This is a genomic window from Mesorhizobium sp. BAC0120, assembly GCF_033542235.1.
Taxonomy (GTDB): domain Bacteria; phylum Pseudomonadota; class Alphaproteobacteria; order Rhizobiales; family Rhizobiaceae; genus JAWRCU01.
This window is the reverse complement of the sequence record NZ_JAWRCU010000010.1, coordinates 136,382-162,518: the sequence shown is the minus strand read 5'-3', so window position 1 is coordinate 162,518 and position 26,137 is coordinate 136,382. Positions and strand designations below refer to the sequence as shown.

19 protein-coding genes are annotated in these 26,137 nt (G+C 63.5%); 9 read left to right on the top strand and 10 right to left on the bottom strand.

Annotated elements, in window-relative coordinates; all coding sequences use genetic code 11:
* Positions 1–13: 13 nt before the first annotated feature.
* Positions 14–1,279, bottom strand: coding sequence for an extracellular solute-binding protein (locus tag SAZ10_RS21815; RefSeq protein WP_318611470.1), 1,266 nt, complete (start codon positions 1,277–1,279; stop codon positions 14–16).
* Between the two features lie 338 nt (positions 1,280–1,617).
* Here SAZ10_RS21815 and SAZ10_RS21810 point away from each other — a divergent pair, with 338 nt between their 5' ends.
* Genes SAZ10_RS21810 through SAZ10_RS21800 form a run of 3 tightly spaced genes read left to right on the top strand, consistent with a single transcriptional unit; the run spans position 1,618 to position 4,735 of the window.
* Complete coding sequence (locus SAZ10_RS21810; protein ID WP_318611469.1) at positions 1,618–2,913, top strand: ABC transporter substrate-binding protein; 1,296 nt, start codon at positions 1,618–1,620, stop codon at positions 2,911–2,913.
* Between the two features lie 59 nt (positions 2,914–2,972).
* On the top strand, positions 2,973–3,863 hold the full coding sequence (locus SAZ10_RS21805) for a sugar ABC transporter permease (RefSeq protein WP_318611468.1): 891 nt from the start codon (positions 2,973–2,975) through the stop codon (positions 3,861–3,863).
* A complete protein-coding gene (locus SAZ10_RS21800) occupies positions 3,860–4,735 on the top strand; it encodes a carbohydrate ABC transporter permease (RefSeq protein ID WP_318611467.1) in 876 nt (291 codons plus the stop codon). The genes SAZ10_RS21805 and SAZ10_RS21800 overlap by 4 nt, the downstream gene beginning before the upstream one ends.
* Before the next feature lie 291 nt (positions 4,736–5,026).
* On the opposite strand, the gene SAZ10_RS21795 is transcribed toward SAZ10_RS21800, so the two are convergent.
* The 5 genes from SAZ10_RS21795 to SAZ10_RS21775 all read right to left on the bottom strand — a co-directional run bounded on the left by SAZ10_RS21795 (position 5,027) and on the right by SAZ10_RS21775 (position 12,072).
* Positions 5,027–5,731 (bottom strand): ribonuclease activity regulator RraA, encoded by a 705-nt coding sequence (locus tag SAZ10_RS21795; protein WP_318611466.1) that lies wholly within the window; start codon positions 5,729–5,731, stop codon positions 5,027–5,029.
* Positions 5,732–6,060: 329 nt separating this feature from the next.
* Positions 6,061–9,207, bottom strand: coding sequence for an efflux RND transporter permease subunit (locus SAZ10_RS21790; RefSeq protein WP_318611465.1), 3,147 nt, complete (start codon positions 9,205–9,207; stop codon positions 6,061–6,063).
* Between the two features lie 33 nt (positions 9,208–9,240).
* Positions 9,241–10,386 carry an efflux RND transporter periplasmic adaptor subunit gene (locus SAZ10_RS21785; protein ID WP_318611464.1) on the bottom strand — a complete coding sequence of 382 codons (1,146 nt, stop codon included), beginning with the start codon at positions 10,384–10,386 and terminating at the stop codon, positions 9,241–9,243.
* A 104-nt stretch (positions 10,387–10,490) separates the two neighbouring features.
* Positions 10,491–11,096: a TetR family transcriptional regulator gene (locus SAZ10_RS21780; protein ID WP_318611463.1), complete on the bottom strand. Its 606-nt coding sequence runs from the start codon at positions 11,094–11,096 to the stop codon at positions 10,491–10,493.
* Positions 11,097–11,568: 472 nt separating this feature from the next.
* Positions 11,569–12,072 (bottom strand): flavin reductase family protein, encoded by a 504-nt coding sequence (locus SAZ10_RS21775; protein WP_318611462.1) that lies wholly within the window; start codon positions 12,070–12,072, stop codon positions 11,569–11,571.
* Between the two features lie 157 nt (positions 12,073–12,229).
* Here SAZ10_RS21775 and SAZ10_RS21770 point away from each other — a divergent pair, with 157 nt between their 5' ends.
* From SAZ10_RS21770 to SAZ10_RS21760, 3 genes are all read left to right on the top strand, one after another.
* Positions 12,230–12,532: a BrnT family toxin gene (locus SAZ10_RS21770; RefSeq protein WP_318611461.1), complete on the top strand. Its 303-nt coding sequence runs from the start codon at positions 12,230–12,232 to the stop codon at positions 12,530–12,532.
* Positions 12,468–12,749: a BrnA antitoxin family protein gene (locus SAZ10_RS21765; protein ID WP_318611460.1), complete on the top strand. Its 282-nt coding sequence runs from the start codon at positions 12,468–12,470 to the stop codon at positions 12,747–12,749. The genes SAZ10_RS21770 and SAZ10_RS21765 overlap by 65 nt, the downstream gene beginning before the upstream one ends.
* A gap of 158 nt (positions 12,750–12,907) precedes the next feature.
* Positions 12,908–13,864 (top strand): nucleoside hydrolase, encoded by a 957-nt coding sequence (locus tag SAZ10_RS21760; protein WP_318611458.1) that lies wholly within the window; start codon positions 12,908–12,910, stop codon positions 13,862–13,864.
* Here SAZ10_RS21760 and guaD read toward each other — a convergent pair.
* The 4 genes from guaD to SAZ10_RS21740 all read right to left on the bottom strand — a co-directional run bounded on the left by guaD (position 13,845) and on the right by SAZ10_RS21740 (position 18,373).
* On the bottom strand, positions 13,845–15,284 hold the full coding sequence (gene guaD / locus SAZ10_RS21755; RefSeq protein ID WP_318611457.1) for a guanine deaminase: 1,440 nt from the start codon (positions 15,282–15,284) through the stop codon (positions 13,845–13,847). The genes SAZ10_RS21760 and guaD overlap by 20 nt on opposite strands.
* Positions 15,285–15,431: 147 nt before the next feature.
* Entirely contained in the window at positions 15,432–16,418 is a 987-nt protein-coding gene (gene cysP, locus SAZ10_RS21750; RefSeq protein ID WP_318611456.1) for a thiosulfate ABC transporter substrate-binding protein CysP, read from the bottom strand.
* Positions 16,419–16,939: 521 nt separating this feature from the next.
* Positions 16,940–17,629, bottom strand: a complete 690-nt coding sequence (locus tag SAZ10_RS21745; protein ID WP_318611455.1) for an SDR family NAD(P)-dependent oxidoreductase — start codon at positions 17,627–17,629, stop codon at positions 16,940–16,942.
* Positions 17,630–17,650: 21 nt separating this feature from the next.
* On the bottom strand, positions 17,651–18,373 hold the full coding sequence (locus SAZ10_RS21740; protein WP_318611454.1) for a glutathione binding-like protein: 723 nt from the start codon (positions 18,371–18,373) through the stop codon (positions 17,651–17,653).
* 423 nt (positions 18,374–18,796) lie between these two features.
* On the opposite strand from SAZ10_RS21740, the gene SAZ10_RS21735 reads away from it, so the two are divergent.
* The 3 genes from SAZ10_RS21735 to SAZ10_RS21725 all read left to right on the top strand — a co-directional run bounded on the left by SAZ10_RS21735 (position 18,797) and on the right by SAZ10_RS21725 (position 26,134).
* Positions 18,797–20,377, top strand: a complete 1,581-nt coding sequence (locus SAZ10_RS21735; RefSeq protein WP_318611453.1) for a winged helix-turn-helix domain-containing protein — start codon at positions 18,797–18,799, stop codon at positions 20,375–20,377.
* A gap of 222 nt (positions 20,378–20,599) precedes the next feature.
* On the top strand, positions 20,600–21,796 hold the full coding sequence (locus SAZ10_RS21730; protein WP_318611452.1) for a TIGR03032 family protein: 1,197 nt from the start codon (positions 20,600–20,602) through the stop codon (positions 21,794–21,796).
* A 9-nt stretch (positions 21,797–21,805) separates the two neighbouring features.
* Entirely contained in the window at positions 21,806–26,134 is a 4,329-nt protein-coding gene (locus SAZ10_RS21725) for an autotransporter outer membrane beta-barrel domain-containing protein (protein ID WP_318611451.1), read from the top strand.
* Positions 26,135–26,137 lie beyond the last annotated feature (3 nt).

The window sequence follows — 26,137 nt, the reverse complement described above, 5'->3', positions numbered from 1 at the left end:
CGCCTCTTTCCGATTACTGTTGTGGCTTGAACCAGGTGTTCACGGCAGCCTGGATGTCGGCCGCCAACTTCTCTGGTGCGATCTTGCCTTCCACAGTGTCGATGATCTCAGCCTGCAACACCGAGGAGGCGGTTGGAGCCTGCCAGCGGAAACCGACCAGGGTGAGATAGGGCGTGGAGTTCTTCGACATCTCCATCATTCTGGCGAGCACCGGGTCCTTGACGGTGACGTCGGGACGCGCCGGCGGCCAGCCCAGCTCGTCGGCAAAGAGCTGCGCGAATTCTGCCGAGGCCATGAAATTCAACACCTTCGTCGCCGCCTCCTTGTTGGCGCTCTCGGAAACGAGACCATAGGAGCCGTCCGAGAAGGCCGAGGTGTAGAGCGGCGTGGCCGGATCATCGGCGGGGAAGGGGAAAATCGAAAACTTCAGCTTGGGGTTCTGTGACTTGAAGCTGCCGTTCTCGAAGGAGCCGCCGAAGAACATCGCCGCCTTGCCGTTGATGAACTGCTGCGTCGAGGTGGTGTAGTCGACGCCGGCGAAACCTTCGGAGAAATAAGGTTTGAGCTCGGTAAAGCGCTTGACCGCAGCGACCCAGCGCGGGTCTTCGAAGGTGGCCTTGCCGCTCATCATTTCATCATAAAAGCCGGGGCCGTAGACTGTCGGACCAACTACGCCGACGCCAATCTCGAGCGCCCAGGCCGAGCCGTTGGCGCCACCGGCGGCGATCGGCGTGATGCCGGCCGCCTTGAGCTTCTCGCAGGCAGCTACGAATTCCTTGTAGGTCTTCGGGATCTCGATACTCTGTGCTTTGAAGATATCCTCATTGTAGAAGACGCCCATCATGGGCACCGAATAGGGTACTCCATAGAGCTTGCCGTCGGCGCGGCCGCGGGCACCGCCAAGCGCGGCGTCGGGCAAGTTCTTGAGCTCGGGAACGGACTCGTCGAGCGCGTCGAGATAGCCGGCCTCGACGAAGGGCTGCAGCTCGCCATAGGCCTTGAGCTGGGCAATGTCCGGTCCGCGGCCACCGCGCAAGGCCGTGCTCAGCCTGTTCTGGTAGTCGGCATCCGGGGTGAACTGGATGTCCACCTTCACGCCGGGATTTTCCTTCTCGAAGACATCGAAGATGCGGCGCATCGCGGCCTCGTCTTCGGTGCGCCAGCTCCATAGCGTCACGCTGTCGTCGGCCCGCGCAGGGAGCATCGGCATCGCTCCGGCGATAAGGGCGGCGCCAATCAATGCCAAACTCTGGCGTCTGTGCATGCTGAAAATGCTCATTCCGGTACTCCCCTCTGTTCTGGCGGCTTCGTGGGTACTGTTGCCGAGCAGTGGCAGCGACATCGCTGACCAACAACTCATCATAACGTCATAATGCTAGACAGGCAACCAACTATGTGCGTCGAAATTTCATCGAAGAGTTAGGGGCAGTGCATGTATGTATCTGATAAGCTATTGATAATAAATCATTTTTATTGAATTCGAGCCATCCCGGTCCCGCCTCCCCATTGAGGGCAAACGATTTCTATCGATCACTGGATTCACAAGTCGGCTATTGCGCGAGGATGCAAGTCGTCATAACGTCTCGATAAGAACGAGGTCAAAATGGGAGAAACACGATGAAACTAACCTCCAGATTGAGACACGCGATTGCTGCGGGGCTGGCCCTGATGCCGGCGGCGGCCTGGGCGGAACCGGTGAATATTTCCTATCTGACGCATTGGTCGCCGGAGACAGTTGCGCTGCTCGAGACGGCTGCCAAGGAATTTGCGAAGACCAATCCTGACGTCACCGTCACCGTGCGCGCCGTTCCCTTCGGCGACCTCTTGACGACGTTGCGCTCGCAAGGTGGCGGCGGCGAAGGCGCGACCATTGCCGGCATCTATGATTTGTGGCTGCCCGAGCTCGTGCGCGACAAGCTGGTGGCGCCGGCGCCGGAAGCGGTCGCAGGCGAGGTCAAGGGTGCATGGCCCGCAGGCGTGGTTTCGGCGGCGAGCGTCGGCGGTGCGCTCTACGGCATTCCGAACGAGATCGACGTCTATGCGCTGAACTACAACAAGGCGCTGTTCAAGGAAGCCGGCATCGCCGCGCCACCGAAGACCTGGGACGAGCTGAAGGACGCGGCCAAGAAGCTTACCAAGAAGGATGCCGGACAGCAGGGCTTCGGCATGATCAACTCCTGGGCGGCTGGCGTCGTCCACCCTTTCGCATCGCTGCTGGTCTCGAATGGCGGCGAGTTGGTTACCGACGGCAAGCCGGCGCTGGACAGCAAGCAGGCCGGCGAGACGTTTCAACTCTATGAGGACCTGATCAAGTCGGGCGTCAGCGACCCGTCGATGGCGACCGCCGACGCCAACACCACCGGTCCGTTCCTCGACAATTTCGTCTCCGGCAAGACGGGCATGATCATCATGGCCAACTGGTGGGAGAGCGCGCTCAAGAACGGCATGGGCGACAAGTTCTCCAACATTGCCACGGCGCCGATCCCGGTGGGTCCGAGCGGCGACAAGCCGCGCTCGATCTCCTATTCCTGGATGACGGTCGTGAATGCCGGGGCCAGCGAGACCCAGCAGAAGGCGGCGTGGGACTTCCTCGCCTGGCTGAACAGCCCGAAATCGGGCCAGAATGGCGGCTCGGCCATGTCCGGCATATTGATGTCGATGGGCATCCTGCCCTCGCGCAGCTCCGACGTGGAAGCATATAAGGACAAGCTCGGTTCGGAATTCCTGGCGGGCTATGTCGGCGTTCTCGCCGACGCCAAGCCGTTCCCGGTCGTGCTCGGCGGCCAGGAGTTCTCGGAATCGCTGCAGCAGACGCTCGAAGCCTTGCAGTACGGCCAGGTCTCGGCCAAGGATGCGCAGAAGAACGCGCAGGCCGACGCGACTTCCATCCTGGAACGTGCGGCCAAGAAGTGAGACGGCATGATCGTCGCGCGAATGGCTTTCGGCTTCTCTAGCGCAAGTTGTTCTGAGCGATGACGAAGACCTATCGCGCCTCGGCGGGCATCATGCTGACGCCCGCCGTCGCGCTCATCGGCGTTTTCATCCTGCTGCCGATGCTGCTTACCATCTGGCTTTCCTTCCAGGACTGGTCAACCCAGACGCCGTTCGACGCGGCTGTCTTCGTCGGGTTCGACAATTTCCGCGAGATTTTCGGCTCGACCTCGATCGGGCGGGACTTCACGGGCGCATTGCTCAATACGGCGCTTTACACGCTAATGTCCGTGGCGCTGATCCTGCCGCTGTCGGTCGCCTTCGGCCTGATGGTCTATCAGCGATCGGTAGCCGGCGGGACGATGCTCAGGACCGTGCTCTTTTCCACCTACATGGTGCCGATGATCGCGGTGGCGCTGGTATGGTCGAAGCTCTACTCGCCGACGGAAGGACCGCTCAACCAGATGCTCGGCTTGATCGGGATCGGGCCGCAGCCCTGGCTCTCGTCGCCGAGCACCGCGCTCATGTCGATCGTGTTCCTCAATGTCTGGCAGCAGGTCGGCTATTTCACCGTGCTTGCCGTTGCCGGTCTCACGCAGATCCCCGGCAGCCTCTATGAAGCAGCCGAGATCGAGGGCGCCAACCCCTGGCAGCAGTTCTGGGCGATCACCCTGCCGCTCCTCAAGCGGACGCTTCTGTTCAGCGCCGTGATCGCCATCATCAATGCGGTGCAGGTCTTCGAGCCGGTGGCGCTCATCACGCAGGGCGGCCCGGTCGGCTCGACCAACGTGTTGACCTATCACATCCGCCGCGTCGGCATCGAGCGCGCCCAGGGCGGGCTCGGCTCGGCCATGGCGGTCACGCTGATGTTGTCGCTGATCGTGGTGATCTCGGCCGTGTTCGCCTTCATCAACCGCAGGGACGACGAATGAGCGCCGAGGCCCTGACCGGCACGACCGCATGGCTGCCGCGCAAGCGCGCGTCCGGCGGCCGCGCGCTGCTTGCGACGCTGATGCTTCTCGTCGCCGTCGCTTCCGCCTTTCCGCTGGTCTGGATGGTGCTGTCGAGCCTCAAGACGACGGCCGAGACCATGCAGGTGCCGCCGGTCTGGCTCCCGCGCACGCCGAACCTCGAGGCTTATGAAAAGGTCGCTGGCGTGGTGAATGTCGGCCGCTCGATGTGGAACTCGCTGATCATCGCCTCGATCACCACGGCAGGCATTCTGCTCACCAGCATGATGGCCGGCTATGCCTTCGCCAAATACAGGTTCCGCGGCCGCACTCTGCTGTTCTCGGTGCTGATCGCGACAATGTTCCTGCCGCCGATCGTGACGCTGATCCCGCTCTACAGGATGGTCGGGTCAATGGGCCTCAGCACCAGCCTTGCAGGCGTGATACTTCCCAATCTTGCCAACGCCTTCGGGATATTCCTTATGCGCCAGTTCATTGCCGGCGTGCCCGACGATCTCATTGACGCGGCTCGGGTCGATGGCGCATCGGAGCTTCTGATCCTGTTCAAGATCGTGATGCCGAGCATCGCGCCGGCGATCGCCGCGCTGGCGCTGTTTGCCTTCGTCTATCACTGGAACAGCTATCTCTGGCCGCTGACGGTGCTGCAGGGGAACAGCGAGAACTACCCGATCGTCATCAGCCTCAGCCGGCTCTTGAGCTACAACCGCGGCGCGATGAACACCGGATTGGTCATGGCGGGTGCGACGCTGGCTGTGTTGCCGCCGCTGATTCTGTTCGTGTTTCTGCAGAAGTTCTTTGTGGATTCGATCGTGGGGTCGGGGGTGAAGGGGTAGGCAGCAGTGCTTCTTTCGGGCAGCGCCGCGCTCTACGGCGCACCCCTCATCCGTCTCGGCGCTGCGCGCCGAGCCACCTTCTCCCACAAGGGGAGAAGGGGGAGCTCTGCATATGACGTCTCGGCCAATCTCCGATGTCGGCGATTTGCGACGAGCTAAATGCCAGGCTCCTCCTTCTCCCCCTGTGGGAGAAGGTGGCTCGACGCGCAGCGTCGAGACGGATGAGGGGTGCGCGGCAGAGCGCAGCAATACCAGACAAACGCTGATGTCACGGCTGCAAGGTGGCGCAGTTCACCCACCCCTCTTCCACGCCTCATATCGCGCGCGCGTCGCTTCGTTCATCGGATAGAGCCCGGACAGGGGCACGTCGCGCGCGACCTCGTCCATGATCCAGGCCTCGGCGCGCTCCTGTTCCGGAGCTTCCGCCAGCACCTCATCCAGCAGCGCGGCGGGAATGAGCACGGCGCCGTCGTCGTCCGCGACGACGATGTCGCCCGGAAACACCGCCACGCCGCCGCAGCCGATGGGCTGCTGCCAGCCGACGAAGGTCAGGCCGGCGACCGAGGGTGGTGCGGCGACGCCGTTGCACCAGACTGACAGGCCTGTGGAGCGCACGCCCGTCACGTCGCGCACCACGCCGTCCGTGACCATGGCGGCAACCTTGCGCCTGCTCATGCGTGCGCAAAGTATGTCCCCGAAGACGCCCGCATCCGAGATGCCCATAGCATCGATGACAGCGACTGCGCCTTCCGGCATGTCCTCGATCGCGGCGCGGGTGGAGATGGGCGAGGCCCACGAAGCAGGTGTTGCCAGGTCCTCACGCGCCGGTACGAAGCGCATCGTGAAAGCCGGTCCCACCACGCGCGGCTGGCCTTCCCTCAGCGGCCGTGTCCCGCGCATCCAGACGTTGCGCAGGCCCTTCTTGAGCAGCACCGTCGTCAGGGTTGCGGTGGATACTTTCTCGAGGATCGCGATCGCAGCGCTATCCAGAGGCATCTGTCTTTTTCTCCGTTACGAATTCAGAGCGTAACGTTTGGCCGAGAATGGTGCTCGACGGAAGGGCGAGGATTGTTACGTAGCATGAGATCGCGGCGGATTCGGCAATGTTGGTGCTCTAAGGCGCCCCCCTCTGTCCTGCCGGACATCTCCCCCACAAGGGGGGAGATTCGACGGCCGCTTTGATTTCGCCAACCGTCGGCGTTGGCGATTGGCGAAACCCAATATGACAGCCGATCTCCCCCCTTGTGGGGGAGATGTCCGGCAGGACAGAGGGGGGCGCGAAGGGCATTTGCCTTCCAATGCGAGCGCCAATGAACGACCGGTCGCTACTCGGCAGCCAACGCCACAGCGTATGCCGCGACTTCCTCTGTGTCGCCAGCCTGCATCGCTTCAGGACCAGTCGCCTTCGGTTTGCGCTCCCTGCCGAAGAAGAGTGCATACCCGGCCGGCAGCACCAGGATGGTGAGCACGGTTGCCACCAGGATGCCGCCCATCATGGCGTAGGCGAGAGGACCCCAGAATACGCCGCGCGAGATCGGGATCAAAGCCAGCACGGCTGTGAGCGCGGTCAGCATGATGGGGCGGAAGCGGCGGACGGCCGCGCCGATGATCGCCTCGGAGCGCTCCATTCCGGTCCGGATATCCTGGTCGATCTGGTCGATGAGGATGATCGAGTTGCGGATGATGATGCCGAGCAGCGCGATGACGCCGAGGATGGCGACGAAGCCGAAGGGCGCGCCGCTGATCAGCAGAGCGGCAGCCGCGCCGATGATCGCCAGCGGCCCAGTTGCCAGCACCAGCATCGCCTTGCCGAAATGCTGGAGCTGCGCCATCAGGAGCACGACGATGACGACCAGCATGATCGGAAGCTTGGCCGCGATGGAGGCCTGGCTTTCGGCCGAATCCTCGGCCCCACCCTGGACCTCGACCTTGTAGCCCGGCGACAGGCTGTCGCGCAGCGGCTTCAGCTCGTTGTAGAGCTTCATCACCACATCGTTCGACTGCACGCCATCGGGAAGCGTCGCGCGCACCGTGATCGTCGGCAGGCGGTCGCGCCGCCATTCAATGCCTTGCTCCATCACCGGCACGACCTTGGCGACCTGCGAGACAGGGACCGAGCCGCCGAAATCCGTCGGCACGTAGACCGAATCGACAGCGGAGAGCAGGTGGCGGTTCGCCTCCGGTTCGCGGGCGACGATCGAGACCGTCTCCTCGCCGCCACGGTAATCGTCGAGCGTCACGCCGGTCATGGCCGCCTGCAGCACCTGGCGCACACGCTGCGAGCTGACGCCGAGCGCGCGGGCGCGATCCTGGTCGATAACCAGCTTCATGGCGGGCACCGGCTCGAGCCAGTCGTCATGGACGGCGCCGAGCTCCGGGTCCTGCATGAATTTCGCCTTCACCTGGTCGGCGATGCGGCGGACCTCCTGCCGGTCCGGGCCCATGACGCGGAGCTGCACGGGCCAGCCGGTCGGGGGCCCCAGGAAAAGGCGATCGACCTTGGCGCGGACCGACGGGAAATCCTCGGCGATGACCGTCCGCAGCTTCTTGATCAGCCGCTCGCGCGCAGGCTCGTCATTGGCCATGACCAGAAGCTGCGCGAAGTTCGGATTGCGGAGCTGCTGGTCGAGCGGCAGGAAGAAGCGCGGCGCGCCCTCGCCGATATAAGTGGCGATGTAGCGCTTGTCGGGATCGCCCATCATCCGCTGTTCCAGCGCCTTGGCCTGGGAATCGACCTCCTTGATGCTGGTGCCTTCCGGCAGCCAGAGATCGACAAGGATTTCAGGGCGCGAGGACTGCGGGAAGAAGTTCTGCGGGATGAACTGGAAGGACCAGAGGCTGGTGACGAATACCGCCAGCGTGAGGACGAGCACGATGATGCGATGACGCACGGCCCAGCCGACGGTCGCTCTCAGTCGTCTGTAGAAGCGCGTGTCGAAGACGTCGTGATGCTGGCCGGCATGCTTGCGCTGCTTCAGGATCATGTGGCCGAGCCAGGGCGTGAAATAGACCGCCACAAACCAAGACGTCACCAGCGCGATACCGACGACGTAGAAAAGCGAACGGACATACTCGCCGGCATTCGATGCGGCAAAGCCAACGGGAATGAAACCGGCGGTGGTGATCAACGTGCCGGTCAGCATCGGGAAAGCGGTCGAGGAATAGGCAAAGCTCGCGGCGTCGAGCTTGACGAGGCCTTCCTCCAGCTTCCGCTCCATCATCTCGACGACGATCATCGCATCATCGACCAGAAGGCCGAGCGCGATGATGAGAGCGCCGAGCGAGATGCGCTGCAGGTCGATGCCGAGCTCGAACATGATGGCGAAGGTCGCCGCGAGCACGAGCGGGATGGCGATCGCGATCACTAGGCCGGAGCGCCACCCGATCGACAGGAAGGAAACGACGAGCACGATGGCCAGCGCCTCGCCAAGCGCCTCCATGAATTCAGCGATCGCATCGGTGACGACCTTAGGCTGATCGGAGATCTGATCGACCGACACGCCGTAAGGCAGGGAGGTTTCGAAACGCTTGTAGGTCTCCTCGACGGCCTTGCCGACATCGGTGACGTTGAAGCCCTTGGCCATCACGACGCCGAGCTGGACGCTGTCATGGCCGTTGAAACGGTATTTGCGCTGGTACGGGTCCTCGAGGCCGGAGGTGACGGTGGCGATGTCGCCGAGCCGGGTGACCTGACCGCCCGCTCGCAGCCTGAGCTCGCGGATGTCCTCGGCCTTTTTGACGTCGCCCTCGACCGAGATGCGCACGGAACGCAGGCCCGTGTCGATCGTCCCTGCCGGATCGACATTGTTCTGGCCCCTGATCGCGTTCTGCAGATCCGGCAGCGTGATGCCGCGCTCGGCAAGCGCCTTGGAGGAGACGTCGATATAGATCTTCTCCGGCTGGTCGCCGATGATGACGGCTTTCTCGACGCCGGGCGTCGTGAGCAGCATGTCGCGCGCCTGGATCGCGAATTTCTTCAGCTCGGGATAGCTGTAGCCGTCGCCGCTGATCGAGTGCAGCGTGATGAAAGTGTCGCCGAATTCGTCGTTGAAATAGGGGCCAAGCAGCCCCTGCGGCAGGTCGCTGGAAATGTCGCCGACCTTCTTGCGCACTTGGTAGAAGGCGTCGGCCACCTGCTGGGGGCTGGTGTCACCCTTGATCTGCACCGTGATGATGGCACTGCCGGCGCGCGTATAGGAGCGCACGAAGTCGAGATGCGGGGTCTCCTGCAGCTTTCGCTCGATCTTGTTGACGACCTGGTCCTCCATGTCGTCGATCGATGCTCCCGGCCACATCGCCTGCACGACCATGACGCGGAAGGTGAATTCCGGGTCTTCGCGCTGGCCCATTCGCATCAGGCCGAGCGCGCCGGCGACAATGATGAGCCCGAACAGGAAGCGGGCGATGCTCGGATGGCCGATTGCCCAACGCGAGAGATTGAACGGCCGCTTGCCCTGGAAGGAAGTACGCATGGCTGCGACTCCGCCTGTCGATGAGGAGGGGGATTAGCGAATGACTTGGCTGGTCTCGGCGGAGGCTGACTGGTCGCCTGCCGGCAGCTTCACCTGCAGGTTCTCCGTCATGAACTGGGTGCCGGCGGCGACCACGACATCGCCGGGTTGCAAGCCGTCAGCGACGTGAACCCCGTCGGCGGCGAAGTCGGTCACCTTGACGTCGCGCGCATGAACGGTCGAGGTACTGCGGTCCACTACCCAGACGATCTCTCTGCCATCCTTCTCGGCAAGCGCGCTCAGCGGAAGGGAAATCTGCGAGGGCTTGCCGTCGGTGACGGCGGCTGTGACCGTTGCGGTCATCCCCAACAGCACCCGCGTGTCGCGCGGCAGGCTGACTCGAACGGAGAAGGTGCGGGACTGCTGGTCTGCGCTGCCGGAAACCTCGCGAACCTTGGCCTGAAGCACGAGCTGGCTGTCGGCCCAGAAACGGGCTTCGACCGTCTTGCCAGGCTGGAACTGCGAGATATCCGTCTCAGGAACGGCGATCTGAACCTCCTTCTCGCCGTCGATCGCGACCGTCACCACGGGAGTGCCAGCGCTGACGACCTGGCCGATATCGGCATTGATCGCAGTGACGATGCCGGTCTGGTCGGATTTGAGCCCGGAATAGGTCACCTGGTTCTTCGCCTGCTGCAGGGCGGAGACGGCGGCATCGCGGGTGGAAACGGCCTGCTGGTATCCCATGACGGCGTCGTCGACCTGTGCCTGCGAAGCGAAGTTCTTCGCGAAGAGCTGTTCGGTGCGCTTTCTCGTGGAGCCGGCCGTATCGACCTGCCTTTCGGCTGCGGCGAGATTGGCTTCCGCCGTCTTCACGGCAAGCTCATAGTCTGTAGGGTCGATGCTTGCGAGGAGATCGCCGGGCTTCACCCGGTCGCCGATGTCGACAACCCTTTGGGTGATCTTGCCGGCGATGCGGAAGCCGAGGTTCATTTCCTTGCGCGCCTTCACCGAGCCGGAGAAGTCGAGCTTGCGTGTATCGTCAGCCTTGACGATCTCGACCACTTTCACGGGCCGGACGACTTGCACGGTACCGGTGGAAGAGGCGTCGGTGCAGCCGGAAGCCAGCATGCTAAGAGCCGCCACGGCGGCAAGGCCAACCGCAGACGTTCCCTTCGTGATTGAACTCGGCGAGAACATACCCTTGCACTCCTGGTCACATAGGGGGCGCCGGTTTTTTGGCCGCGCATCGCACCCGTCCGAAAACCGCTGAGCGTTTCTCGGTTCGACGTGGTTGGTCGCTTCTAATTCAGCGCCCTGATTGCGTACTCGATCAGATCGTCCGGTTCAGCGCGGTTCTGCTTGGCAAGGCGTTGCGCCACCATCTGCGGATGGCAGAGATTGACGGTCATCGCGCCAAAGCATCGCGCGGCGATGACGGGATCCTGTTCCCTGAATTCGCCGGCCCCGATCCCTTCACGGATGATCTCGGCGATCAGGTCGTGAACCCTGTCGATGTGCTTTTCGATAACGTGCCAGTCGCGCTCGATGGCCACGATCACCATCTCGTGCACCTTCTCTTCGTCAATCATGGTGTCCATCGTCCAACGGTATTGCATATGGACGTAGCGGCGCAGCCGTTCGGAGGCGCTCACGGGAAGGTGACGAATGTCGTAGGCCTGGCGATAGCAGGTCGCCAGCATGCGCCCGCAAATGGCCTGGTGAATCTCGGTCTTGGAATTGAAGAAGCGATAAACGTTCGCGGGCGACATGCCGAGATCGCGGGCGATGTCGGCCACGTTCGTCTTGCTGTAACCGAAATGCCTGAACAGTCGCTCCGCGGAATCAAGGATCCGCGCGACGTTGTCCTGCCTCCCGGCGTCAGTCCCGACTTCTGCGAGTTCGTTCAAGTTCAGCGCCCTTCTTGACGACTGACGATTTTCGAATTTCGTCAGTCATAATTCGAAATATGAAAAGTGTCAAGCTTCCGGGTAGCGGGCGTGTCAGGAGAGAATGGGTGGTTGGGCCTTGCTTAGATTGACGCCGCCGGCCGCCCTGAATTCCTTGGAACGGGGAGAGGTGGCCTCAGCCTTGCGGTTGAAAGGCCGATGATAGATTTTGACCGCTGGCGCAGCCCCTCATCTGCCTGCCGGCATCCTCTCCCAGTAAACGGGGAGAAGGACGTCGGCCGCATTCAAGGCGCTCGTTCTGCAACGTCGGCGATTAGCGGAATCAAAACGGCAGTCGTGCCTCTCCCCGTTTACGGGTAGAGGATGCCGGCAGGCAGGTGAGGGGCAGCGCCAACGATTAACCCGCTGGCTAATTTGCTGCTGGTCCGCATGTCTTTGCCACCGTCAACCGAATTGCAGCACGCGCTGGCGCCTATTCCGTCCGCAACCCCGAGTAGCGCCCGGCGGCGAAGATCAGCGGCTTCCTGGCCGGCTCGACCAGGCTGTCAACGATGCGTCCGATGACCAGATGCGTCGTCCCGTGCTCGAAGATGCGCTCCACCTCGCAATCGAAGGCGAGCACCGCATCGGCAAATACAGGCGATCCGGTAGTCAGCGACGTCCATTGCCCTTCACCGAAGCGGTCGGCACCTCCAACGCCGCGTCTGCCGCCGAAGATGTCGGCGATCTCGCCCGCGCCTTCCGGCAGATAGCTGATCGCGAATGCGCCTGAAGCCGTGACTGTTTTCAGCGCCGAAGTCTTCTCTCCAATCGCCACCAGCATGGTCGGTGGTGCGGCCGAAACATGCGTCGTCGACAGCGCGAGCAATCCGGCCGGACCCTCGGCGTCGCGCGCGGTGACGATCGGGACCGCAGTGGGGCGGGCGCCGAGAAGCTTCCAGAAGCCCGCAGCGTCGATCTCAGTTTGCCGTGGCATGCTCAACCTCCTGGTGGTCGGCGAATCTCACCTGCTAAATCTCCCGAACCTTGACAGTGTACACTTATGGTGTACACTTAAAGCGATGGTGGTCACGCCTCAATTTTGATATTGGAGTGAATTTTACGAAAAAGATGTAACGAACGGGATAGTTTGGGTGATTCTGGAGTGGGATGAGAACAAGCGTCGGCAGGTCATCAAAGAGCGTGGCGTTGATGTGGTCTATGCCGCACTGATTTTCGAGGGCGAGGTGCTGACCCGCGTCGATGACCGCGAAGACTACGGTGAGGTCCGGCTGATTTCATTGGGTATGGTCGATGACGAATACTTTGTCGTCGTTCACACCGAGCGAAATGGCTCGACCCGACTGATTACAGCATGGAAAGGAGGCCGCCATGAGCGAGCCCAATATGAGGCGAGCATCGCTCGCCGAGATCAAACGGATGAAGGAGAGCGGTGAACTCCACCACAGTCCGAACGCGCCCGCGGGTGAAAGCTTGGGACCAGAGTTTTGGGCCAAGGCGGAAATCCAGGGACCAAAACGGCCCCGCTCCGTTCACCTGAAACTCGACCCGGATGTGTTCGAATATTTTTATCGGGAGAGCAAGGGTAAAGGGCACTTGACGCGGATGCAGAACGTGCTGCGTGCCTATGTGGACGCGCACCGTCACTCATAGCTGTAGACCCTCCAACCCACATTTTAGGGTTTCGGCTGAACTCGTTTGTGGAGGCACTACCGTTGGTACGGCGAGGATCGACTTTTCAGCCGCAGTGTGTACCCGCAAGCCTGCAGGACTGGTGGGAGTGCATGGAGAGATGAAGAAAGGTGGCATGAGTGGCGTCCAACAGACTTGTCCTTGATACCGACGGCGGCGTGGACGACGCTCAGACGCTGCTTCTGCTCATTGCCGCCGGCCGGGCGCCTGATGCCATAACCACCGTGTTCGGCAATGTCGGCGTCGATGCAGCCACCGAAAACATGCTGGCGACACTCGCCATTGCCTGTGCCGACATCCCCGTGCACAAGGGCGCGGAAAAGCCGCTCAACCAGCCGGTGATCGACGCGCGGCACATCCATGGCGAGGACGGGCTTGGCGGCGCGCCGCGTCCGGCAAGGACATCGAGGCCTGCAGGCGAGGATGCGGTCGGATTTCTCGTCAACATGCTCCAGGGAGCAGCGGCTGGCGGCGAGAAGGTCGACATACTGGCGATCGGGCCGCTGACCAATCTCGCGCTCGCCCTTCGGACAGATCCCGACATCGTGCGCGGCATCGGACAGCTCACCATCATGGGAGGTACCGTCTACGGCCGGGGCAATGTGACGCCGGGCGCGGAATTCAACATCTACGCCGATCCCGAAGCGGCCAGCGTCGTCTTTGCCGCCGAGATCGAAACTGTCGTCGTGCCGTGGGAGCCCTGCGTCACACACTGTCTTTCAGGGGCCGAGGTCGATGCGCTGTTCGAGTCGATCCCGGACGGGCCGCAAAAGGTGTTTTCGAAGGCGCTCGCTTGGCATGCGAGGCAGACGATCACCGAGTACGGCGACGGCGACAACTTCCGCTTCGTCGATCCTTTCGCAGGCGCTGTGGTCGTGGAACCAGGGATCATCACGAAATCGCTGTGCGCCTCCGTCGATGTCTCGCTTCAACCCGGCATCACGCGCGGCATGACCGTGGTCGACCCGTCGGGCCGGCTCGGCACGCCGATGGTGACGCTGGTCGAGGAAGCCAGGCTGGATCGACTCGTCGCGCTTTATCAGGCCTCCATCGCTTTCACTCCGAACCCATCGTAGACGTCAAAGAAGAGCTCACTTGGCGTCCGGCGACCCAGACTGCGGCGATGTTGGGCTTCGAGGCCGTGTAGACGATCTTCTGCAGGATGGCCTCGCCGCGGTCGAGATCGTCCAAGAGCCGGATCGTGCCGTGCTCGGCTTTGGCGTCGATCGCAATCGCGTCGAAATGACATCCCGGCGCAAACCTGCCGATCGGAAGATCGATCGATATGCCGCCTCCGGTGGTTGCCAGGTAGAAGGCGTCGCGGAAATCGATCCGCGCTCCCTTGCGGCGGCTGCGCTCGTGCGCCGGCAGGTCCGGTTCGATCCCGCTCTCCAGCATGCGCGAGGCCATGATCGCGGTGCGCATGGCATCGAAGAGCGAGGCGCTGGGACCGCCGGAGATGTCGGTTCCAAGACCGACATTGAGCGCTTTTTCCAATGCAGCCTTCAAGGGGAACACCGCGCCGCCGAAATAGGCGTTGGACAGCGGACAATGGGCGACGGCCGACCGCTTCAGAGCGATGATCTCCATGTCCTTTTCGGTGATGAAGCCGGCATGGGCGAGCACGCTCCTGCGTCCGAGCAGGCCGAAGCGGTCGAGGCTCTCCGTGTCGCTCATGCCGTGCCGCTGCAGCACGTAGCTATGCTCCCAGTCGCTTTCCGAGCAATGGGTCTGGACATGGCACCCGCACTCTGCCGCCAGCGCCCCTAGCCCCTCGAGCGCAGCGTCGCTGCAGGCGGGAATGAAGCGCGGTGTGACCACAGGCTTGACCAGGCCTTCGGCATTGCTGGGATGCGTGCGCACATAGTCGATCAGTACCCTCGTGCCGTCGATCGCCGCGTCGGCGGACACGTCGCGATAATAGTCCGGACACTCCCCGGGATTGTCCATCGCCACCTTGCCGACCAGTGCCCGCTGACCCTGTTCGAGGCATGTGTCGACGAGGATGCGGGTCGCGTCCTGATGGATCGTGGCGAAATAGAGCGCTGTGGTGGTGCCGTTGGCCAACAGGTCCCGGACGAGCAGCTCGTAGGATCGCTTTGCGAAGGCGGCGTCGGCATAGCGCGCCTCGAGCGGGAAGGTGTATCTGTGCAGCCAGATCTCGAGAGGCACGTCGAGCGCCTGACCGAGCTGGGGATATTGCGGCGCGTGCACGTGCAGGTCGACGAGGCCAGGCAGGAGATAGAAGCCGTTCGGCAGGGTCGCCAGCCTACCTGCTTTGCGGGCGGCCTTCAGCTCGGCATCATAGGCCGGGTCCTGCGGCCGAAGCACGGACGCTATGGTGCCGTCCTCGGCGACCAAGATCAGCGCATTTTCGAGCTCACCGACCGAGCCGCGTGCCGGCATATGAAAGCCCGACGCGAGCAGTGTCTTGCCCCTCAGCTGAATTGTCTCGCCCGTTCGCGTATCCGAGGAGTGTCTTGGTGCGTCGCTCACTGCTGCTGCTCTCGTGGGGCTCCAGGGGACAGTTTACTTTTTGCCGCGAGCGCCACCTCTACGGTATACGGTGCCTTTCTGCGGCAAAAAGTAAACTGTCCCCGGCGGCCAACCGGCCCCCCCGTGCAGCGGCTCAAATGGTCGAACTCAGCGCCCGGCGTAGATCTGGTCGAGCAGCCCGCCCTCGGCGAAGTGTTCCTTCTGCACCTTCTCCCAGCCGCCGAACACGTCCTCGACGGTGACTAGCCGCACGTCCGGGAACTGATCCTTGAACTCGGCGGCGACGGCCGGATCGTTCACGCGGTTGCCGAATTCGGCGATGATGCGCTGGCCCTCGGGCGAGTAGAGGAATTCCAGATAGGATTTCGCGAAGTCGCGCGAGCCGCGCTGGTCCACGACCTTGTCGACGATCGCGACCGGGAATTCGGCGAGCAGGCTGATCGACGGCACCACGATCTCGAAATTGTCCTTGCCAAACTCCTTCTCGATGCCGCGCGTCTCGGTCTCGAAGGTGATCAGGACATCGCCGATCTCACGTTCGACGAATGTCGTCGTCGCGGCGCGGCCGCCGGTGTCGAACACTGGCACGTGGTCGAACAGCTTCTTGATGAATTCCTGAACCTTCGCCGGATCGTTGTTGAAAGCCTCCTTGGCGTAGGCGGTCGCGGCGAGATAGGTGTAGCGCGCATTGCCGGAAGTCTTGGGGTTGGGGAAGACGACCGCGACATCGTCGCGGACGAGATCGCTCCAGTCCTTGATTCCCTTGGGGTTACCGGCCCGCACGATGAAGGTGGGAAACGAATAGAACGGCGAAGCCTTGTTCGGGAACTCGCTCTGCCAGTCGTCGGAAACAAACCCGCCCTTCACCAGCGCGTCGATATCGGTCACCTGGTTGAAGGTGACGACATCTGCGGCAAGACCTTCCAGGATCGATCGCGCCTGCTTCGAGGAGCCCGCATGCGTCTGGTTGACGGTCTTGCCGGGATTCTTGTCGACGAAAGCCTTGTCGATCGCGGCAAACAGCTCGCGAGAGACGTCGTAAGAGGCGTTGAGAATGTTGTCGGGCGACTGCGCATGTGCAGGCCAGGACAAAAGCAGCGCGACCGCGGCGGCGGCGATCGAAAGGCGATTCATGAAGATCTCCTGAGACACGAAATGCCGGGCGACCATAATCGCCGGCGCAGTTGGATCAGAGAGATATGAGCCGCGGTGTTTCCCGCCAGTTGAAATTCTGTTCCGGGAGAAACAAAGGTAAGAGAATTTAATTTTCTCATTCTTCGGCGGCTGGTGCGGTAGGATCGGAGCGGCGCTTGGTCTGATACCGCCGCGCTCTGCCGCGCACCCCTCATCCGTCTCGGCGCTAAAGCGCCGAGCCACCTTCTCCCACAGGGGGAGAAGGGGACGCGTTGCATTATGCGTCTCCGCAAATCTTCGAAGTCGGCGATTTGCGGTGAACTAAATGCCAAACTCCCCTTCTCCCCTTGTGGGAGAAGGTGGCGCCGAAGGCGACGGATGAGGGGTACATGAAGAGCGCAACCTTGCGGGAAGAAACCCTACGCCACGGCTGCAAGATAAGGTTCGGCGCGTAATCAATGTCCTGCCGCCGACGCTTGTGAGTTCCCACAGCAGCTTCGCAATTCAATGTGCTACCCCAGTCAGAAGCTCTCCACCCACGGCCTGAGCTCGACCTCCCAGGTCCATGCGCTGCGATGCTGTCGATGGATAGCAAGATAGGTCTCGGCAATCGCATCGGGCGACAGCCATCGATCCGGAGTTTCGGCGGACGAGGGACGGCTGGCCGAAGCGATGCCGCCGTCGATGACGAAATGTGCGACGTGGATGTTCTTCGGCGCAAGCTCGCGCGCCATCGATTGCGCGAGACCGCGCAATCCGAATTTCGGCATGGCGAAGCCGGCTGAGTTCGCGAAGCCTTTGACGCTCGCCGACGCGCCGGTAAACAGGATCGAACCGGAGCCGCGGGCCAGCAGACGGCGCGCCGCCTGCTGCCCGACAAGAAATCCGCCGAAGGCTCCGACCATGAGAGCCTGCCTCACGCTTTCGGGGTCGAGCTCTGCAATTGGTCCACGGACTCGACCACTGGCATTGAAGACCGCGATCGACAACCGGCCAAGCTTGTCGGCCGCCGCGAAGAGGTTCTCTACCGAGGCAGGATCCGAGACATCGGTTGCGATTGGCTCGGCGCCCGTTTCGGCGATCAGCGGATCGAGCTTGGCTATGTCGCGGGCCGCGAGCACCACGCGAAGGCCTTCGCGCGTGAGCAGCCTCGCTAGCGAGGCGCTCAGCCCCGATCCCGCGCCCGCGATGACGGCAACTTCGGTTGTCATGGCATGTCCTCCGGTTTGCGTTCAGTCCGGGACTGGCAGCGCACGCTGGTTGTAAAGGATCTTGCGGATGCGCTCCTGCTCCTCGGGCGATAGTTTGCTGTTGTCGGTGGAGAGATCCGCCCCGACGGCGAGACCGCGCTGCACGCCCGGCCTCGCGCCGACCTCCTGGAACCAGCGCTTGAAATGCTTGAAGTCGTCGATGTCCTGGCCCTGGGCCTGCCATCCAACGGTCCATGGATAGCTGATGACATCGGCGATGGTGAATTGGTCGCCGACGATATAGCGACGGTCGCGAAGCCGCATGTTGAGCACGCCATAGAGGCGGTTCGCCTCATCCGTGAAGCGGCGCACTGCATAGGACTGGTCGCCCTCCCGATCGCCCAACCGGCGGAAATGGCCGACCTCGCCGAGCTTCGGTCCCTGGTTCGCCACCTGCCAGATCACCCATTGGGCGACGTCGTATTTTGTGCGCAGGTCTTGTGGCCAAAGCTTGCCGGTTTTTTCGGCGAGATAGAACAGGATCGCACCCGACTCGAAGACGCTGATCGGCGCACCGCCGTCCTCGGGCTCGTTGTCGACCATCGCCGGCATGCGGTGGTTGGGATTGAGCTTCAGGAACTCCGACTTGAACTGATCGCCGCGGCCGATGTTGAGCGGGATGAGCCTGTAGGGCGTTCCCGTCTCTTCCAGGAAGATCGAGACCTTCTTGCCGTTGGGCGTCGGCCAGTAATAGAGATCGATCATGTTTCAAGCCTTTCGGTTCTGACAAATACAGCGCGGGGGTGAGGTGGGCCTTTCTAGCTCGGCCTATTCTCGACTTGGATTACATGATTGGCGGGTACTCACAGCAGGTCCGGGCGAGGGTCGATGCCTCTACGACTATATATGCAGCCGCGGACCGATGGCCCGCAACATCACCATGTGAATCTGCTCGTTACAGAGGAAGGCTTGGAGCGGACCTCGGCGCCTCTGCGCCAGCTGTTGCCTCGCAGCAACAGCGTGCGTCATAATAAATTTGTACTGCTTGTCCACACGACGGCCTCGGTTGATGCATGAGGATTCAGCGTGCCGTGTCGTTCGAACAGGCAGGCCGGTTCGATGTTGCGGAAGGTGCTCGAGCTGGGGCGCATCGTGTCGGAAACGGGTTGACCTTCGCAGAGGGGAGAGATGGGAAAGGCACAAAATCTCAGCTTTGGGGATCTGATCCTCGACGAAACGTGCCTCTCCGCGCGCCGCAACGGGCAGACGATTCAGTTCACCAGAAACGAGCGTGCGCTGCTCCTCGCCTTCACCGGCAACCCGCGTCGCCTCATGCGCCGCAGCCGGCTGCTCGATGAGATCGCTTCGGAAGCGGACAGATCGGACCGCTACATCGATTTCCTGGTCAACCGGCTGCGAGCGAAGCTTGGCGACAACAAGAAGACGCCACAGTATATAGCCACGCAATATGGCGAGGGTTATGTCTGGATTGCTGCGCCGTCCAGGGCGGTGCCGATCGATGGGTTCCTGATCATCGGGGCGGCTTTCGGACCGCAAGGACACGCCTTCAGACAGCAGGCCTCATCCTTGCTGGGTCAGCTTCGCGACACAGTCGCCGCCGGCGTTGGCTTCGGCCATAAGGTCGTCGTTGCCGAGAACTGGTCCCCCGTCGCCACCGACAAGCTGCACTATTTCCTGCAGGTGAACTTTCAGGCCGACAACGGGCGCCTCGATTGTGTAGCCACCTTGCGAGAAATGCCTTCAAAGCGGATCGTCAGGGCTTTCCGGCTCCAACTCGACATGTCGGACGCCACATCGTTCACGAGCGAGGCGATCCGGGTGGCGAACGGCGTCATCGATGCCCTGCGGCAGGCCCTCGCCGAAGCCTCCACCGGTCTCGGCACTCCCGCGGACGAACCGCTCGAGATGCGACTCCACAAGGCCTCGAACTTGCTATCGACCTCAAATCCGCAGTGGCTGGCAAGCGGCGAGCAACTGCGCAAGGATCGCGCGCAGGATCCCCTCAATCCGGACATCGCCCTGCAATGGTGCATGCATCTGTTCGCGCGCCTCGTCCTGACAAGTCCGTTCGGCGGGATGAGCCTGGAAGAACGCGAGCGCATAGAAAGCGAAATCGATGCCACCGTGCTGGAGGTGCTGCCCGCCATCGAGCACAATCCGCTGCTGATGCTGGCAGCCGCCAAGCTGCTGTACTTCATCAACCGGGGCCATATCGAACTGGCGGAGGACATTGCCGAGCGCGCCTTCGCCCGAACCGCGGAATATGCCGCCGCCTTGCCCATTTTGGGGCAGCTGCGCTACGCGCGCGGACGTTTCAATGAGGCTGTCCAATTCTTCGATCGCGGCATCGAGATGGCCGAACCAGGTCCGGCGTTTCATTTGCATATGAGGGTGCTGAAATGCCTCGCACTGCTCGCGGCCGGAGACCGCGTGGCGCTCGACGCTGCTGCCGCAGATATCGTCAACATGGGTGCGCGTTGCCCGCCCGAGATCGCCTTGATGGTCGGCTGGACGATCGCGGCGGCAGATCAGGAATTGCCCGCGGCGTCGGCGCAAGCACTAGCTGCGGCTGGCCCCGCCGGCGCCCTCAGCGCGATCGAATATCTCTACTTCACGTCGGCGCGCCACCTCATCGCGGAGCATGAACGCGCGAACGTCATGCATGGTCTGATCGCGCATGTGACGAGGCTGCACGGCGAGCAAGCAATTCCCGCTCATGTTCTGAGAAAAATCGGAACGCAGTCATAATCAGCCCCTGGAGCCGGCATTCCGGCGATCTTCAAATACTGTGCAAACAATTGCCTGCTAGCCGACGGGACATTTCTCGATCGTCGAGCGAGGCGGGCATGTTCTTTCGTTCAGTCCAGATGGAAAACCGGGCACCAATTCTAGCGGGCGGCGGCCGGCGGCCCGGGCTTCGCTCTCGTACCAGCTGAGTTGGGATCCGGGGTTTCCATACTGGGTGGCGGGATGGGCGGGAGCGATAGCCGCGAAGCCGTGAGCGATTCCGGGCATGGGGCCGGCGGAGCGGCGGAGCGCGGCGCGCCGGAGACAAGCTATTCCATGTCGGGCGGCCTCGTAGCGAAGCTGCGGGCGCTCGATGTCGCGCTGGCCGTCACCTCCTACCAGTCCAACCTCCTCTATTTCATCGGCCGCAATCCCGCGACCGGCGGGCTCAACGTCCATCAGACCAGCATTTTGCGGCCGATGGGACTTGCCCATGGCCCGGATGGATCGCTGGTGCTGGCGGCCGGCTTCCACCTGATCCGCTTCGTCAACACGCTCGAGCCCGACCAGCGCGCCAACCGGATCTTCGATGCCTGCTACCTGCCGCGCACGGTGCACATCACCGGCGAGCTCGACGCGCATGACGTCGGCGTCGACGCAGCCGGCCGCCCCCTATTCGTCAACACCCGCTACAACTGCCTCGCCACCTTGTCCGCCCGCTACAGCTTCGAGGAGCTGTGGCGACCGCCCTTCATCTCGGCGCTGGTGGACGAGGACCGCTGCCATCTGAACGGCCTTGCCATGAAAGACGGCGAGCCGGCCTATGTGACGGCGGTGAGCCGCTCCGACACGATCGACGGCTGGCGCGACCGGCGCGCCGATGGCGGCGTGGTCGTCGACGTCAGGACCGGGGAGGTCGTGTGCGACGGGCTCTCCATGCCGCATTCGCCGCGCCTTCACCGCGGCGCGCTGTGGCTGCTCAATGCCGGCACCGGCGAGCTCGGCTTCGTGGAACTGCCGAAAGGCGGCGGCAAGGGCAGGTTCGAGCCGGTCGTCTTCTGCCCGGGCTTCCTGCGCGGGCTTGCCTTCCATGGCCGCTACGCCTTCGTCGGGCTTTCCAAGCCGCGCTACAAGCGCTTCGAGGGGTTGGCGCTGGACGAGCGCCTGGCGGCTGCCGACTCCGAGCCCTGGTGCGGCGTCCAGGTGATCGACCTCGAGACACGAAGCTGCGTCGATTGGTTCCGCATCGACGGTCCGGTATCCGAGCTCTACGACCTTGCGGTGGTCCCCGGCTTCGCCTGTCCGATGGCGGTGAGCCCGGGATCGCCCGAGGCGGCGAGCGTGGTGAGCCACGCGCCGGAAGAGGGCGGCGGGCGAGGCCCGGCGCCGACGAATCGCCATCCCAGCGAGGCCCCTGACCTGGCCTCCACCGCAGCATGAGCACGGGGAATGACCATGATGAACGGATCGGCAAATGCATCGGTGCTCGGGCTCAGGCAGCGCCTGGTGCTCGGCACGGCGCTGGCGACGAGCGCTTTCGTGGGCGGCTATCGCGGTTATGTCCGGCGCGCCTATGCGGCCTGCGCCCCTGTGGGAGGACCTTACATCTGCAGCGGCGCGACGACGACCACGCAGACGCTTACCGGCACACCGCTGACCGTGACCACGGCCCCCGGCTTCAGCATCGATACCAGCGTCAGCGGCGGCAACGCTTTCACGCTCACGGGGACAGGTGGGCTGACATTCACCGATGAGAATGCCTCAGCTATCAAAGGCGCTGATAGCGGCATCGCTGCAAGGAACGATACCTCGGGCGAGCTGTCGATCACCGCCTCCGGTACAGTGGAAGGGACGAGTGGCGTAGGCATCTACGCCTACGCCGGCAGCAGCACCGGCGACCTGACGATCACGGCAGCGGATGTCAGCGGCCACCTCTACGGTATCCAGGCCGGCCAATTCGGGATCGGCGCGCTGTCGATCACCGCCACCGGCACCGTCGAGGGGGCAACCCTTGCCGGCATTCTCGCATACAACCCCAACGGCACCGATCTGACGATCGCGGCAGCGGAGGTCAGCGGCGACCTTTACGGTATCCGAGCCGGGCATTTCGGCAGCGGCGCGATGTCGATTACCGCCACCGGTACGGTAGAGGGCTTGAGCGGCTTCGGCATCTATGCGCGCAACCAGAACGGCCGCGAACTGACGATCGCGGCGGCGGATGTCAGCGGTGGGTCGACCGGCATCTACGCCCGCCACTACGGCAGCGGCGCGCTGTCGATCACCACGACCGGCACGGTAGAGGGGACGAACGGCGATGGCATCTCCGTTAATTCTGCTGGCAACGCCACCGACCTGACGATCGAGGCGAAGGCCGTGAGCGGCGGTCGATCCGGCATCTACGTCCGGCACTACGGCAGTGGCGCGCTGTCGATCACCGCCAGCGGCACGGTCCAGGGGACGAGCGGCGGCGGCATCCGTGTGCGCGACTTCCACGGCAACGGCCTGACGATCAAGGCAGCGGGTGTCAGCGGCGGCTCAGACGGCATCAACGTCCGCCACTACGGCAGCGGCGCGCTGTCGATCACCGCCAGCGGAACGGTTGTGGGGTCGCGCGACAATGGCGTCTTCGCATTGGCCGGCACCGGCACAACCGACCTGACGATAGCGGCGGCGGATGTCAGCGGCGGGTCGATCGGCATCGATGCCATCCACTCCGGCAGCGGCGCGCTTTCGATCACCGCCACCGGAACGGTAGAGGGGACGAGCGGCCACGGCATCTATGTGCGCAACAACAGCGGCACCGGTGTGACCATCGCGGCGGCGGCCGTAAGCGGCGACGCAGCCGGCATCTATGCCCGCAATGAGGGCGGCGGCGCGTTGTCGATCGCCGCCACCGGAAAGGTTGAGGGGGCGAATGGGGCGGGTATCTTCGCGCGCAGCTTAACCCCCGGCGACCTGACGATCACGGCGGCGGATGTGAGCGGCCGCGGGGACGGCATCGACGCTCGCGCCTACGGCAGCGGCGCGCTGTCGGTCACCGCGACCGGCACGGTGACGGGGACGGACAGCCACGGCATCCGCGCTCTCAACAAAGGAACCGGCGCGCTGTCGATCACCGCCAGCGGTATCGTAACGGGGGCAGGCGGCTACGGCGTCTATGCGCGCAACTACGGCAAGGGCCTGACGATCGCTGCGGCGGCTGTGAACGGCAAAGAAAACGGCATCCTCGCCAGCCACTTCGGTGGCGGCGCGCTCTCGATCACCGCCTCCGGCACGGTGGCGGGGACGGGTGGCTACGGCATCTTCGCCTTTGCCGACACGGGCAGCACCGACCTGACGATCACGGCCGCGGGTGTGAGTGGCAATAAATTCGGCATCTACGCCCTCAATAGAGGTAGCGGCGCGCTGTCGATCACCAGTACCGGTACGGTGACGGGGACGACTGACGACGGCATCTTTGCCCGCAACGACAACGGCACTCACCTGACGATCAAGGCGGCGGCTGTGAGCGGCGCCGGCGGCATCTACGCCCTCCAATACGGCAGCGGCGCACTGTCGATCACCAGCACCGGTAATGTGACGGGAACGACTTCCGACGGCATCTATGCGGTCAACGTCAACGGCACCGACCTGACGATCGAGACGGCGGATGTGAGCGGCGACGACGGTATCGTCGCCGGCCACTACGGCAGCGGCGCGCTGTCGATCACCGCCACGGGCACGGTGAGGGGGACGGACGGCGACGGCATCTTTGCGCTCAACAATTCCGCGGCTATCGGCTCGACGACCAAAGTGACCGTGGGCAACGGTGCCGCCGTGGGGGGAAGCGTGGCCGGCGTGGAGCTCGTGTCTACGGCCGGTCGCGCCACAAGCCTGGAGAATGCCGGCGCGATCTCGGGCGGGACGGGCGTTGTCGCACAGACTGCCGGCCCTCTCACGATCATCAACAGCGGCATGATCACCGGCACCGGCGGTGCCGCGATCGACCTCACGAAAGCGAGCGGTTCGAGCACCATCAACCAGCAGGCCGGCACGATCACCGGCGACATCCTGCTTTCGGCCGCAGCCAAAATGATAGTGACAGGCGGAACGATCGACGGCGACATCGTCGGCTTCGGGGGCAGCTTCACGCTGGCCGCGCCGAACGCGATCACCGGCGTTCTCGACACGAGCGCCGGCACCGTCGATTTCAATGGCACGCTCTCCGCCGCCACGCTCACCGTCAAGGGCGGCAAGATGATGATAAACGGGGCGTCCGAGCTGACCGGCGGCGCGACGGTGCAAGGCGGCATCCTCTCCGTCAACGGCAGCCTGAGCGGCGGGATCACCGTGCTCGGCGGCAGGTTGCAGGGTACCGGCATCGTGCTTGGCGACACCAGGAATGCGGTGGGCGGTGTGGTAGCGCCCGGCAACTCGATCGGCACGCTGACCGTCAAGGGGAACTATACGGGAGGCGGCGGCACGCTCGAGATCGAAGCCGCGCTTGGCGGCGATGCCTCGCCATCGGACCGGCTCGTCGTGACCGGCAACACCTCGGGCAGAACCGACGTTCGTGTCATCAATCGTGGGGGCGGGGGCGCGCAGACGGTGGAAGGGATCAAGGTGATCGATGTCGGCGGTGCCTCCGCCGGCACCTTCACCCTCATCGGCGACCATGTCTTCCAGGGCAGGCCGGCCGTGATCGCGGGCGCCTATTCCTATACGCTCCAAAAGAACGGCATCAGCACGCCGGCCGACGGCGACTGGTACCTGCGCTCCGCCCTGACCGCTTCCGACCAGCCGGTCTACCAGCCGGGCGCGCCGCTCTACGAGGCCTATGCCGGGGTGCTGCAGAGCTTCAACGAGCCGGGCACCGTGCAGCAGCGCCTCGGCAACGGGTCATGGACCGTGCAAGCGCAAGGCGCCGACGGGCTCTCCGAGGAGGTGACGACCGCGCCGGGCTTCGGCGTGTGGGGCACGATCGAAGGCGCGCAGGGCAGCTTCGACCCCAAGACCTCGACCACCGGCACAAATTACGACGTCTCCACCTGGCAGCTCGAGACCGGGCTCGACATGCCGCTCTACGAGCAGGAGACGGGAATGCTGGTCGGCGGCGTCTCCTTCCATTATGGCCGCATCTCGTCCGAGATCGGCTCGCCCTTCGGCGACGGGTCGATCGATTCGACCGGCTACGGGCTTGGCGGAACGCTCACCTGGTACGGCAGCACCGGTTTCTATGTCGACGGCCAGGCCAGGGTGACCTGGTTCGACAGCGACATCTATTCCGACACGCTCGCCAGGACGCTGGCCTCCGGCAATGACGGGCTGGGCTATGCGCTCTCGCTCGAGACCGGCCAGCGCGTGCCGGTCAGCCAGCGCTGGTCGCTGACGCCGCAGGCGCAGCTTGCCTATGCTGCGGTCGAGTTCGACGACTTCACCGATCCGTTCGGCGCGGCCGTATCGCTCGAGGACGGCGACAGCCTGCTCGGCCGGCTCGGCCTGTCGGCGGACTACGAGGACGCATGGACGGACGCAGCCGGGCAAACGAGCCGGGCGCATATCTACGGCATCGCCAATCTCTACTACGACTTCCTCGACGGCTCGCGGGTCGACGTGTCCGGGGTCGATCTCGTCAGCGAGAACGAGGCGCTGTGGGGTGGGCTCGGCCTCGGCGGCTCGTTGAGCTTCGCCGACGGCAAATACACGCTCTACGGCGAGGCGCTGGCGAGGACCAGCCTGCAGGATTTCGGCGACAGCCACGTGCTCAGCGGCTCCATCGGCTTCAGGGTGAACTGGTAGGCC